Here is a 12,856-nt window from a genome sequence, read left to right as displayed (position 1 = left end):
AAGGCTATGGCATATCGACGCGACGGTTACCACCCGCCCTGGCCGCCCATGGCCTCTTCGAGACCAGAACTTGAACGCCACCATCTTCCGATCCGCCATCAACATTGCCGCCATTAGCGGCATCTACCTGTCCGTGGCGATGCTCGTTCCGGCGTTCATCGACGTCTATTACGGCCATCCCGATTCGGAGGTGTTCTTTCTCTCCGCCTTCATGACCGGCGGCCTGTCGCTCGCCACCGCCGCCGCGACCCGGGCCGGCCCGCCGCCCTTCAACAAGCGCATGGGCTTCCTCGTCGTCAACATGCTCTGGCTTTCCGGCAGCATCATCGGCGCGATCCCGCTGTGGCTGTCGTCGCTGAACCTCACCTTCGCGCAGGCCTTCTTCGAATCGGTCTCGGCGATCAGCACGACCGGCTCCACCGTCATCGTCGGCCTCGACGATGCGCCGCCCGGCGTCTTGATGTGGCGCTCGCTGCTGCACTGGCTCGGCGGCGTGGGGATTCTCGCGCTCGGCCTCTTCATCATGCCCTATCTGCGCGTCGGCGGCATGTCCTTCTTCAAGCTCGAATCATCCGATACCGCCGACAAGCCCTTCGCCCGCATCGCGAGCTATACGCGCGCCTTCCTCGCCATCTATGTGGCGATCACCCTCATCTGCGCCATTACCTATGCGGCGCTGGGCATGAGCCGCTTCGACGCGCTGAACCACGCCATGTCGACGGTCGCGACCGGCGGGCTTTCGACGCACGATGCCTCCTTCGGCTATTTCAAGAGCCTGCCGCTGCTCTGGGCCGCCACCTTCTTCATGACGCTGTCCAGCCTGCCCTTCTCGGTGCTCATCCTCTTCGTCGTGCGCGGGCGCATCGATGCCTGGCGCGATCCGCAGATCCGCGTGTTCCTCGGCTATCTCGTGGCCTTCGCCATTGCCGCAAGCGTGTTCCAGCGGCTGCAAAACGGCGTCGATTTCCACGAGGCGCTGGCGCATTCCTTCTTCACCGTCTCCTCCATTCTCTCCACGACCGGCTTTGCCAGCGACGACTATACGCAATGGGGCCATTTCATCGTGGCGCTCGCCTTCGTCGCGACCTTCATGGGCGGCTGTTCGGGTTCGACGGCGGGCGGCCTCAAGGCCTATCGCCTGATCATCCTGTTCAATTTCATCCGCACCGGCCTCTACCGCCTGCTCTATCCGGACGGCATCCATGCCGTGCGCTACGGCTCGATGACGGTCGATGTCGATCTTCAGCGCGGCGTCTTCCTGTTCTTCATCACCTATGTGGCGATCTCGGCCATCGGGGCGATCCTGCTGGGTCTCGCCGGCTATGACGTGCTGACGGCGATTTCGGCCTCCGCCACCTCGCTCTCCAATGTCGGCCCCGGCGTCACGCAGGCGATCGGCCCGGCCGGCACCTTCGCGATTTTTCACGATGCGGCGCTCTACCTGCTCTCCTTCCTGATGCTGCTCGGCCGTCTCGAAATCCTGACCGTGCTCGTCATCCTGACGCCGCTGTTCTGGAAGAGCTGACCGCGTACCGCCTTTGGCGTTCTTGACTGTTGTCACGCTTCTCCGCATCCTGCCGCCATCAGGCTGGAGGAAGACTGAATGTTTGCGTCGAAGTCCCTGTTGCGTTTGACCTTTATCGCCGCGCTCGCGCCGGCCTTCGCCTTTGCCGGACCGCTTACGGACGCGGCGAAGAAGGCGGAGGAACAGGCCGCCGCCGGCGACACGGTGGGCGCGCACAACACGATCCGCGATGCCTTCGGCACCTTCGCCGCCACCCTGCCCTTCACCATCGGCAAGGCCGTCTTCGTTTCCGCCCCGCCGGAAGGCTACGGCATGTACGCGGTCCGCCCCGCCTCCGACTTCAAGGTCGGCGAGGCGCTGATCTCCTATGTCGAACCCGTCGGCCTCACCTGGCGCCCGGGCGACGGCGGCCTGCTCGAATCGCATTTCACCGTCGATCTCGAACTTCTCGACCCCAAGGGCACCCTGCTCGCCGAGCAGAAGGCCTTCGGCTCCTTCGACTTCAAGGGCAGCGTGCGCAACCAGGAAGTCTTTGCCAAGCTGACGCTCAACCTGAGCGGCCCGCCGGCCGGCGACTACGTGCTGCGCTACCGCTTCCGCGATGCCGCAAGCGGCGCCGTGGCGATCAGCGAACAGCCGTTCAAGATCGTACCGTAACAAGTTTTCCACAGGCAGGCAGAGAATTGTGACAAGCCGGAATCCAGGCTTTCCAGCGCCTTGACGGTGAATTATGACAGCCGCATGACAACCCCAGCCAGGTAAGGGGCCTCCATGCTTTCGCTGTTTCGCAAACTCATGCCGCGCGAAGACCGCTTCTTCGATTATTTCGAGCAGCATTCCCGCACCGTCGTCGGCGCCGCCGAAGCCCTCCGTTCGGTGCTCGCGGGCGGGCCGGATCTGGAAAAACATTGCGACCGCATCGTCGAACTGGAAAACCAGGCCGACGATATTACCCGCGACGTGCTGCTCGCCGTGCGCCGCAGCTTCATCACCCCCTTCGACCGCGGCGACATCAAGGACCTGATCCAGTCGATGGACGACGCCATCGACATGATGCACAAGACGGTGAAAACCATCCGCCTCTACGAGCAGACGCAGTTCGAGCCCGGCATGCAGGACATGGGCGAGACCGTCGTCAAGGCCGCGCATCTCATCGCCGAGGCCATTCCGCTGCTCGACAAGGTCGGCGTGCATGCCACGCGCCTCAGCGCGATCGCCGAAGAGGTCACCCGCGTCGAGGGCCGCTCGGACGAGCTGCACGAGCAGGGACTGAAGAACCTCTTCAGGCAATACGGCAAGACCGATCCGATGGCCTATATCATCGGCAGCGAGATCTATGGCGAACTGGAAAAGGTGGTCGACCGCTTCGAGGACGTGGCGAACGAGATCAGCGGTATCGTGATCGAGAACGTCTGATGGAGGCCACCCTCGCCCTACCCCTGCTGGTCGCGCTCGTCGGCATCGCGCTGCTCTTCGACTTCCTGAACGGCCTGCACGATGCGGCGAATTCCATCGCCACCATCGTCTCGACGCGCGTGCTGCGCCCGCAATATGCCGTGATGTGGGCGGCCTTCTTCAACTTCATCGCCTTCCTGTTCTTCGGCCTGCATGTCGCCGAAACGCTCGGCAAGGGCATCATCGATCCCGGCATCGTCAGCCCCCTCGTCATCTTCGCGGCCCTGATGGGCGCGATCATCTGGAATGTCGTCACCTGGATCTTCGGCATCCCGTCGAGCTCGTCGCACGCGCTGATCGGCGGGCTCGTCGGTGCCGGCCTTGCCAAGACCGGCTTCGACGCCGTCGTCTGGAGCGGCCTCATCAAGACGGCGAGCGCCATCTTCCTGTCGCCGGCGATCGGCTTCTTCCTGGCGCTCGTCCTCGTGCTCCTCGTCTCCTGGCTCTTCGTGCGCCAGACGCCGTTCGCCGTCGACCGCACCTTCCGCGTCATGCAGTTCATCTCGGCCTCGCTCTATTCGCTCGGCCATGGCGGCAACGATGCGCAGAAGACCATGGGCATCATCGCCGTTCTGCTCTTCTCGCAAGGCTATCTCGGCAGCGAGTTCCACGTCCCCTTCTGGGTCGTCATCAGCTGCCAGGCGGCCATGGCGCTCGGCACCCTGATGGGCGGCTGGCGCATCGTGCACACGATGGGCTCGAAGATCACCCGCCTCAACCCGATGCAGGGATTTTGCGCCGAAACCGGCGGCGCGATCACCCTCTTCGCCGCCACCTGGCTCGGCATTCCGGTCTCGACGACGCACACGATCACCGGCGCCATCATCGGCGTCGGCGCCGCCCGCCGCGTCTCGGCCGTTCGCTGGGGCCTCGCCGGCAACATCGTCATCGCCTGGATCGTCACGCTGCCCTCGGCCGCCGCGATTTCGGCGCTGTTCTACCTGACGTTCAGCGCTATCGGAGGCTAAGTCGCCGCGGCGGAGAGAGGCGGGCGATTGACGTTCCGGCACGGTCCATTAAATGAGACTGATGGAACCCGCGCGGTTTTTTCAGAACTGGCATTGGAAAGCTATGAACGACAAGGTTTTCGACACCCTCACCGGCATGTACTTCACGGTCGACGCCGCCGATGGCAGCTATGGCACCGGTCAGGTCATCCGTCTTGCGGCCGAGGGGGTCTATTTCGTGCGTTTCGACGGCAACGAAGTGACGCTGCCCCTGGAACTCGCCTCCATCGGCGAGATGCTGGAGACCACCGAGGAAGAATTCAAGCTCTGGCGGTTCTTCGACACGATAGAGGAGCGCGACAAGTGGATCGAATGGCTCGACGCGCCCTCCAAGCCACGGGTTATCTCGCTCGTCAGGCCGACCAAATAAGGTTTTCGCAAACAGGCGGTTTTGCAAAACGCCGCCTTGACGAACCGGCCCAACTGACTGAAAAGCGAGCCAAGCGGGCGTGGCGAAACTGGTAGACGCAAGAGACTTAAAATCTCTCGGCCTTGGCTGTGCGGGTTCGATCCCCGCCGCCCGCACCAGCATCTAAAACTTCACAAACAAAAAGGGCGCGGCCCTTACAGGACCGCACCCCCATTTTTCGGTGACGCTCCAGGAAAACGTCAGGCCGAAAGCTTGCCGGCGATCTTGGCGACGTGGGCGCCCTGGTAGCGGGCGGCTTCGAGTTCGATTTCGGAAGGCTGGCGCGAGCCGTCGCCGTCGGTGATCGTGGAGGCACCGTAGGGCGAGCCGCCCTTGACGGCCTCAACACCCATCTGGCCCTGGAAGGCGTAAGGCAGGCCGGCGACGACGAGGCCGTGGTGCAGCAGCGTCGGGATGAAGCCGAGGATGGTCGATTCCTGGCCGCCGTGCTGCGTTGCCGAGGAGGTGAAGACCGAGCCGACCTTGCCGACCAGCTTGCCCTGTGCCCAGAGGCCACCCGTCTGGTCCCAGAAGTTGCGCATCTGCGAGGCGACCGTGCCGAAGCGCGTGCCGGCGCCGACGATGATCGCGTCATAGTCGGCGAGTTCGGCCACGGTGGCGATCTCGGCCTTCTGGTCCATTTTGTAGTACGAGGCCTTGGCGACCTCTTCGGAGACCAGTTCGGGAACGCGCTTGACCGTCACTTCGGCACCGGCCGATTTCGCGCCTTCCGCCACGGCATAGGCCATGCTCTCGATATGGCCGTAGGCCGAGTAGTAAAGAACCAGTACTTTCGCCATCGTGGTCTCCTCTGGTCGAAGTTGCTTTCCGCTTGATCGCGGCGTCGGCTTGGATGTAGCACTTTGAGGGATCGGCGACAGAAGCCGCACGGTCGACAGACTGTTCACCCGCCATTGACAATGCCATGCGATCCGGTCGCATTGCCAGCCTAAATCCAGAGAGCGCCCATGAGTTCCAGCCCCATCGCCACCGCCGCCATGCTCGCCATCGGCGACGAGCTTCTCTCCGGGCGCACCAAGGACAAGAATATCGGCCAGCTTGCCGACGTGCTCTTCCTCGTCGGCATCGACCTGAAGGAAGTGCGCATCGTCGGCGACGACGAAGAGGCGATCGTCGAGGCGCTGAATGCGCTGCGCGCCCGCTACACCTATGTCTTCACCTCCGGCGGCATCGGCCCGACGCATGACGACATCACGGCGGACGCGATCTCCAAGGCCTTTGGCGTGCCCTGCCTGCACGATCCGCTCGCCATGCAGCTGCTCGGCGCCATGTACGAGCGGCGCGGCGTGGAGTTCAACGAGGCCCGTAAGCGCATGGCCCGCATGCCCGAGGGCGCCGTGCACATCGAAAATCCGGTTTCGACCGCACCGGGCTTCAACATCGGCAATGTCTATGTGATGGCCGGCGTGCCGCAGGTCTTTACCGCCATGCTGAGCGCCGTCGTGCCGACGCTTTCGGGCGGCGTGCCCATGCTGTCGCGCTCCGTCGCCTCGCCCTTCGGCGAAGGCGATATCGGCAGCGCGCTCGCCGCGATCCAGAAGAACCATCCGGAAACCAGCATCGGCTCCTATCCGCGCTTTTCCGAAAACCGCTTCTCGACGGAGATCGTCATCCGCAGCCGAGAAGAAGCACCGGCGGAAGCGGCCGAACGTGATATACTCCAGATGATCGCCGAAATCGCCGTGGCCAAGGCCGCCTCTTGATCCGGATCAAGGTTTTGCCGCGGCGGCAGGCGCAGGTTTCCGACGAACCAGACAGGAGGCCCAAATGACCTACAAGACCATCGTGGCAGTGCTGAGCGCTGCCGATGACGCCGGCAAGGTGACGGACCACGCGCTTGCGCTCGCGCGCAAGACCGGCGGCCATGTCATCGGCATCCACGCCGAGGCGCCGGTCGTCGTGACGCTGATCGCGCCCATGGAATATCCCGATCCGAACGCCGTGCTGGACCTGCAGGAGCGCGCCCAGCGCCAGTCGCGCGAGGTCGAGCAGGCCTTCCGGTCGCGCTGCGAGCGCGACGACATTTCCTATGAATGGCGGCTTTTCACCGGCACCGCCGGTTATGCTTCCGCCGGCATCATCGACAGCGCCCGGGGCGCCGACATCGTGCTGGCCGGCCAGTTCGATCCGGATATCGAAGGCCCCTCGCGTGAAGACATCGAGGATCTGCTCTACGAGAGCGGCCGCCCGGTCTATCTCGTCGCCAATGCGCCGGCCGGCCCGGAAACCATCGAACGCGTGCTTCTGGCCTGGAACGGCTCGCGCGAAGCGGCGCGCGCCGCCTTCGACGCCCTGCCCTTCCTGACGGCCGCCAGGGATGTCGAGATCTTCACCATCGATCCGCCGGAAAACGCCACGCAGTCGCGTGATTTCTGCGGGGCCGAGCTTGCCGCGACGCTTGCCCGCCACGGCATCAAGACGACGGTCGCCTCCGGCTCTTCCGACGGCCATTCGGTGGCCGAGGCTTTGAACCGCCGGGCGACGGAGATCGATGCCGGCCTCATCGTCATGGGCGCCTACAGCCATTCGCGGCTGCGTCAGCGCCTGTTCGGCGGCGTCACCGTCGCGATGATGCGCGGCGCGCGCGTGCCGACGCTGATGTCGAGGTAACCCGACTTCGCTGTGGATCGCCCGGCTCCAGGGCCGGGCGGTGATTTCTTTGGGCGGCGAAGTGCTTTAGACAGAGGGAATCTCTGTTTTTCTGCCATCAGGAGCCACCCCATGTCGTTGCCCGACAAAGCCTTCCCCGTATCCTGGGACCAGTTCCACCGCGATGCGCGCGCGCTCGCCTGGCGGCTGGCGGATGGCGACCGAGAATGGAAGGCGATCGTCTGTATCACCCGCGGCGGCCTGGTGCCGGCGGCCATCGTCTCACGCGAGCTCAATATCCGCGTCATCGAGACGGTCTGCGTCGCCTCCTACCATGACTATGTCTCGCAGGGCGAAATGCATGTGTTGAAGGGCATCTCGCCCGAGCTGTCGCAGCAGGGCGGCGAAGGCATCCTCATCATCGACGACCTGACCGATACCGGCAAGACGGCGGCCGAAGTGCGCGCCATGCTGCCCAAGGCGCATTTCGCCGCCGTCTACGCCAAGCCGAAGGGCCGCCCGCTGGTCGATACCTTCGTCACCGAGGTCAGCCAGGACACCTGGATCTATTTCCCCTGGGACATGGGCTTCACCTACCAGGAGCCGATCGCCAAGGGCGAGCGCGGCTGAGATCGTTTGTGCGGGCCGCTTGAAACAGAATCAATGCTGCGTCGCAACAGACTGATTTGACGATTTTTTCGTGGAAAGCCGGCGGATGGGCCAAGCCTGCCCGCCGGCTTAATCATTCCGCAATGCCTCCAACAGATAGTGCTGATATGGCCCGCCGGCGTGGCGTGCCCTTTCGATCCCTTCAGGCGGGTAGATGCGCGGTCTGCGAATTCCCATGTCCGCATCGGCGACCCTTCTCCTCGCGACCCTCTTCTGCCCGGGTCAGGCGACGGCCGAGGATATCCGCACCGTAGCCGTCACGGAATTCGTCGAGAACAACGTGCGGCCCTGGCTGACCGAGCCGGCCATCCTCAACGCCCTCGTCGCGCAGAACGCCGCGCATGCGGAACTCGACCAAGCAGAGATCGACGCGCTCGATGCGCGCTGGCGCGCCGAGCTTTCAAACGCCGAGCGGCCGATGATCGAGGCGCAGCTTTCCAACACGCTCTCGCTTATCCTCAAGGGCCGGCAGCGCGCGGCCGAGGGGCTGATCACCGAAATCTTCGTGATGGACAATCGCGGCCTCAATGTCGGCCAGAGCGACATCACCTCCGACTACTGGCAGGGCGACGAGGCCAAGTGGCAGAAGAGCTTTGCCACCGGCACGCTCTATATCGAGGACGCGGAGCGCGACGAGTCCACGCAGCTCATGCAGGCGCAGGCGAGCCTGCCGATCACGGACCCGAAGACCGGCGCGGTCATCGGCACGATCACCGTCGGTGTGAACCTCGACGCGCTTTGACGTGCACGGCAGAGAATCACTTTATCCACCGATCACAACTCGGCCGGGACCGCTATTCCAGGAAGTCGGGAGACCTTAAAGACCCCTGAATTTTACCTATTATTTTTTTCACTTGTCCACAGTTACGCCTGCCGGCGCACCGCCGTTCGGGGTGAACCTGCTGGTTTTGCAGGCTTCGCAGGATGTCCCCATTTTCCACAGGGACAGGCACAAGATATAGGGTTCAATCTTCCGTCACAAACCAGCCCTTGACGGGAATCGCCCGGATGAGGTTAATGAAATCCAAGTTGCGGCGGCGGCTGGACCGTAGTGTTACGAGGTCGGTTCTCATCACGAAATCGCGTTTCCTGCGCATGTGGCCGGGTGGATGATCCACTCGCCGCACGAGGGTTGTTGCGCCCGATTTCCTGACGCGCCATTGCAGCAGATGGGGCTGGAAAAAAGAAGCTGTTGATACTATATTTAGTCTTTGCAGCCATACTCAGCACAAGATACAGGACACTCGAGATCGATCGGGTTTCCCGCACGGACTGAAAGATTTGAGCTGGCTGCAGGGCATTGCGGCCGGACGGGAATAATTGCGCCCTGTTTTTGAGGCAGGATGCGGCAGCAAAGGACAACGGACAATGCGCATAGAACGTCGTTTCACCAAACCCGATCAATCGGCCTATGCGGAGATCGAATTCCGCAAGGCCGTGAGCGAGATCAAGAACCCGGACGGCTCCATCGTCTTCCGGCTCGCGGACATCGACGTGCCCGCGCAATTCTCCCAGGTCGCTGCCGACATCCTGGCCCAGAAGTATTTCCGCAAGGCCGGCGTGCCTGCGCGCCTGAAGAAGGTCGAAGAGAACGACGTTCCTTCCTTCCTGTGGCGTTCCGTTGCCGATGCCGACGCCCTGAAGGCTCTACCCGAGGGTGAGCGTTACGGCTCGGAAACCGACGCACGCCAGGTCTTCGACCGCCTCGCCGGCACCTGGACCTACTGGGGCTGGAAGGGCAAGTATTTCGCCTCCGAGGAAGACGCGGCCGCCTTCAAGGATGAGCTTGCCTATATGCTCGCCACCCAGCGCGTCGCGCCCAACTCGCCGCAGTGGTTCAACACCGGCCTGCACTGGGCCTATGGCATCGACGGCCCCGGCCAGGGCCATTTCTATGTCGACCCCTTCACCGGCAAGCTGACGAAATCCAAGTCGTCTTACGAGCATCCCCAGCCGCATGCCTGCTTCATCCAGTCCGTGGAAGACGATCTCGTCAACGAAAACGGCATCATGGACCTGTGGGTGCGTGAAGCGCGCCTCTTCAAATACGGCTCCGGCACCGGCTCCAACTTCTCCTATCTGCGCGGCGAAGGCGAAAAGCTTTCCGGCGGCGGCAAGTCCTCCGGCCTGATGAGCTTCCTGAAGATCGGCGACCGCGCGGCCGGCGCCATCAAGTCCGGCGGCACGACGCGCCGCGCGGCCAAGATGGTCGTGGTCGATATCGACCATCCGGATATCGAGGCCTACATCAACTGGAAGGTCAAGGAAGAGCAGAAGGTGGCGGCGCTCGTCACCGGCTCGAAGATCGTCGCCAGGCACCTCAAGGCCATCATGAAGGCCTGCATCAATTGCTCGGCCGATGGCGACCAGTGCTATGACCCGGCGGCAAACCCGGCCCTCAAGCGCGAAATCCGCGCTGCCAAAAAGGACCAGGTTCCGGAAAACTACGTCAAGCGCGTCATCCAGTTCGCCAAGCAGGGCTACAAGGATATCGAGTTCAAGACCTACGACACGGACTGGGATTCGGAAGCCTACCTCACCGTTTCGGGCCAGAACTCCAACAACTCCGTCTCGCTGAAGGACGACTTCCTTCGCGCAGTGGAGAATGACGGCGACTGGAACCTGACCGCCCGCAAGGACGGCCGCGTGATGAAGACGCTGAAGGCGCGCGACCTGTGGGAACAGATCTCGCATGCCGCCTGGGCATCGGCCGATCCCGGCCTGCATTTCAACACGACGATGAACGACTGGCACACCTCGCCGGCCGCGGGCCCGATCCGCGCCTCGAACCCGTGCTCGGAATACATGTTCCTCGACGACACGGCCTGCAACCTCGCCTCGCTGAACCTGCTTCAGTTCAAGGATGCGGCCACCAAGAACATCAACATCGCCGATTACGAACACGCCGTCCGCCTCTGGACCATCGTGCTCGAAGTCTCCGTGATGATGGCGCAGTTCCCGTCGCGCCAGATCGCCGAACGCTCCTACGAATACCGCACGCTCGGCCTCGGCTATGCCAATATCGGCGGCCTGCTGATGTCGTCGGGTATCCCGTACGACTCGACGGAAGGCCGCGCCATTGCCGGTGCGCTCACCGCCATCATGACGGGCGTCTCCTATGCGACCTCGGCCGAAATGGCGAGCGAGCTCGGCCCGTTCCCGAATTTCGCACCGAACCGCGACAACATGCTGCGCGTCATGCGCAACCATCGCCGCGCGGCCTACGGCGAAACCACCGGCTACGAGGCTCTCTCGGTCAACCCGGTCGCTCTCATCCATGGCGATTGCCCGGACCAGACCCTGATCGTCCACGCCAAGGCCGCCTGGGACAAGGCCGTCGCACTCGGCGAGAAGCACGGCTACCGCAACGCCCAGACGACCGTGATCGCGCCGACCGGCACGATCGGCCTCGTCATGGATTGCGACACGACCGGCATCGAGCCCGACTTCGCGCTGGTGAAATTCAAGAAGCTCGCCGGCGGCGGCTACTTCAAGATCATCAACCGCGCCGTTCCGGAAGCGCTGCGCACGCTCGGCTATTCGGAAAGCCAGATCGCCGAGATCGAGGCCTATGCCGTCGGCCACGGCAACCTGAACCAGGCACCGGCCGTCAACCCCGGCTCGCTGAAGGCCAAAGGCTTCACCGACGAGAAGATCGAAGCGGTCAGCGCCGGTCTCAAGGCGGCCTTCGACATCAAGTTCGCCTTCAACCAGTGGACGCTCGGCGCCGACTTCCTGAAGGAAACGCTGAAGGTTTCCGACGAGCAGCTTTCCGACATGTCCTTCAACCTGCTGGAGCATATCGGCTTCTCGAAGAAGGACATCGAAGCCGCCAACATCCACGTCTGCGGTGCGATGACGCTGGAAGGCGCGCCGTTCCTCAAGACCGAGCACCTCGCCGTCTTCGATTGCGCCAATCCCTGCGGCAAGATCGGCAAGCGCTACCTCTCGGTCGAAAGCCACATCCGCATGATGGCGGCCGCCCAGCCGTTCATCTCGGGCGCCATCTCCAAGACGATCAACATGCCGAACGAGGCGACCGTCGAGGACTGCAAGAACGCCTACATGCTGTCGTGGAAGCTCGCGCTCAAGGCCAACGCCCTCTACCGCGACGGTTCCAAGCTGTCGCAGCCGCTCAACTCCTCGCTGATCGAGGATGAGGACGACGAGGATGATGCCGTCGAGGCGCTGATCGCGGCCCCGGCTGCCGCCCAGGCCGTCACCGTCACGGAAAAGATCGTCGAGCGGATCGTCGAGCGCCTGGTCCGCGACCGCGAAAAGCTGCCGAACCGCCGCCAGGGTTATACCCAGAAGGCCGTCGTCGGCGGACACAAGGTCTATCTGCGCACCGGCGAATTCGGCGATGGCCGTCTCGGCGAGATCTTCATCGACATGCACAAGGAAGGCGCTGCCTTCCGGGCGATGATGAACAATTTTGCCATCGCCATCTCGCTGGGTCTCCAGTACGGCGTGCCGCTGGAAGAATATGTGGAGGCCTTCACCTTCACCAAGTTCGAGCCGGCCGGCATGGTGCAGGGCAATGACGCGATCAAGAACGCCACGTCGATCCTCGACTACGTGTTCCGCGAACTCGCCGTCTCCTATCTCGGCCGCCACGACCTCGCCCATGTCGATACGTCGGACTTCTCCAACACCGCGCTCGGCAAGGGCATCCAGGAAGGCAAGACCAACCTGATCTCCACCGGCTGGACGCGCGGCCACAAGCCGACGCTCGTACAGAACGGCGAACGCTCGCTCGGCGAGCCGAAGGGTGCCGCAACCGCTGCCCCCGCCAAGGCATCCTCGGCCAGCAACATCACCTCGTTTGCCGGCAATGCCGCGCGCAAGCTGGAGCCGGCCGTCGCCGTCTCCACCTCCGAAATCGTCGCCTTCAAGCGCGATTACGAGGAGCGCGCGGCGGAACCTGCCGATGAGGCCGCAGGCGATGTCGCCGAAGAGGCGAACCAGGGCATCACCGCCCTGTTCTCCGACAAGGCCGCCGCCGAAGCCGCCAGCGCCAAGGCCGACGCCAAGAAGCTCGAAGCCGAACGCCGCATGCGCTCGATCGCGCAAGGGTATACGGGCAACATGTGCTCCGAGTGCCAGAACTTCACGATGGTGCGCAACGGCACCTGCGAGAAGTGCGACACCTGCGGCGCCACGAGTGGCTGCAGCTGATCG

The 12,856-nt window shown here is 63.4% G+C and carries 11 protein-coding genes and 1 tRNA gene; 11 read left to right on the top strand and 1 reads right to left on the bottom strand.

Going from position 1 to position 12,856, the window contains the following annotated elements; all coding sequences use genetic code 11:
* Nucleotides 1–70: 70 nt before the first annotated feature.
* The 6 genes from VGN93_RS06880 (at nt 71) to VGN93_RS06855 (ending at nt 4,515) form a co-directional block, all read left to right on the top strand.
* Nucleotides 71–1,525 (top strand): TrkH family potassium uptake protein, encoded by a 1,455-nt coding sequence (locus tag VGN93_RS06880; protein WP_319319159.1) that lies wholly within the window; start codon nt 71–73, stop codon nt 1,523–1,525.
* A 78-nt stretch (nt 1,526–1,603) separates the two neighbouring features.
* Complete coding sequence (locus VGN93_RS06875; RefSeq protein ID WP_327506871.1) at nt 1,604–2,182, top strand: hypothetical protein; 579 nt, start codon at nt 1,604–1,606, stop codon at nt 2,180–2,182.
* A gap of 114 nt (nt 2,183–2,296) precedes the next feature.
* Nucleotides 2,297–2,941, top strand: coding sequence for a DUF47 domain-containing protein (locus VGN93_RS06870; protein WP_327506870.1), 645 nt, complete (start codon nt 2,297–2,299; stop codon nt 2,939–2,941).
* Entirely contained in the window at nt 2,941–3,948 is a 1,008-nt protein-coding gene (locus VGN93_RS06865; protein WP_327506869.1) for an inorganic phosphate transporter, read from the top strand. Before VGN93_RS06870 ends, VGN93_RS06865 begins: the two co-directional genes overlap by 1 nt.
* A 103-nt stretch (nt 3,949–4,051) precedes the next feature.
* Nucleotides 4,052–4,357 (top strand): hypothetical protein, encoded by a 306-nt coding sequence (locus VGN93_RS06860; RefSeq protein WP_319319170.1) that lies wholly within the window; start codon nt 4,052–4,054, stop codon nt 4,355–4,357.
* Nucleotides 4,358–4,430: 73 nt separating this feature from the next.
* A tRNA-Leu gene (locus VGN93_RS06855) sits at nt 4,431–4,515 on the top strand.
* An 81-nt stretch (nt 4,516–4,596) separates the two neighbouring features.
* Here VGN93_RS06855 and wrbA read toward each other — a convergent pair.
* Complete coding sequence (wrbA, locus tag VGN93_RS06850) at nt 4,597–5,196, bottom strand: NAD(P)H:quinone oxidoreductase type IV (protein ID WP_319319174.1); 600 nt, start codon at nt 5,194–5,196, stop codon at nt 4,597–4,599.
* 168 nt (nt 5,197–5,364) lie between these two features.
* Here wrbA and VGN93_RS06845 point away from each other — a divergent pair, with 168 nt between their 5' ends.
* From VGN93_RS06845 to VGN93_RS06825, 5 genes are all read left to right on the top strand, one after another.
* Nucleotides 5,365–6,120 (top strand): competence/damage-inducible protein A, encoded by a 756-nt coding sequence (locus VGN93_RS06845; protein ID WP_327506868.1) that lies wholly within the window; start codon nt 5,365–5,367, stop codon nt 6,118–6,120.
* A 64-nt stretch (nt 6,121–6,184) separates the two neighbouring features.
* Nucleotides 6,185–7,027 (top strand): universal stress protein, encoded by an 843-nt coding sequence (locus VGN93_RS06840; RefSeq protein WP_327506867.1) that lies wholly within the window; start codon nt 6,185–6,187, stop codon nt 7,025–7,027.
* Nucleotides 7,028–7,138: 111 nt separating this feature from the next.
* Nucleotides 7,139–7,636, top strand: a complete 498-nt coding sequence (gene gpt, locus VGN93_RS06835; protein WP_319319182.1) for a xanthine phosphoribosyltransferase — start codon at nt 7,139–7,141, stop codon at nt 7,634–7,636.
* A gap of 193 nt (nt 7,637–7,829) precedes the next feature.
* Nucleotides 7,830–8,417: a PDC sensor domain-containing protein gene (locus tag VGN93_RS06830; RefSeq protein WP_327506866.1), complete on the top strand. Its 588-nt coding sequence runs from the start codon at nt 7,830–7,832 to the stop codon at nt 8,415–8,417.
* 626 nt (nt 8,418–9,043) lie between these two features.
* Nucleotides 9,044–12,853, top strand: a complete 3,810-nt coding sequence (locus VGN93_RS06825) for a vitamin B12-dependent ribonucleotide reductase (RefSeq protein WP_327506865.1) — start codon at nt 9,044–9,046, stop codon at nt 12,851–12,853.
* The last annotated feature ends 3 nt before the right edge of the window (nt 12,854–12,856 follow it).

The organism is Shinella sp. (assembly GCF_035998705.1).
Classification (GTDB): Bacteria; Pseudomonadota; Alphaproteobacteria; order Rhizobiales; family Rhizobiaceae; genus Shinella.
The sequence above is the reverse complement of the archived record's forward strand: the minus strand, read 5'-3'. Positions and strand labels throughout refer to the sequence as shown.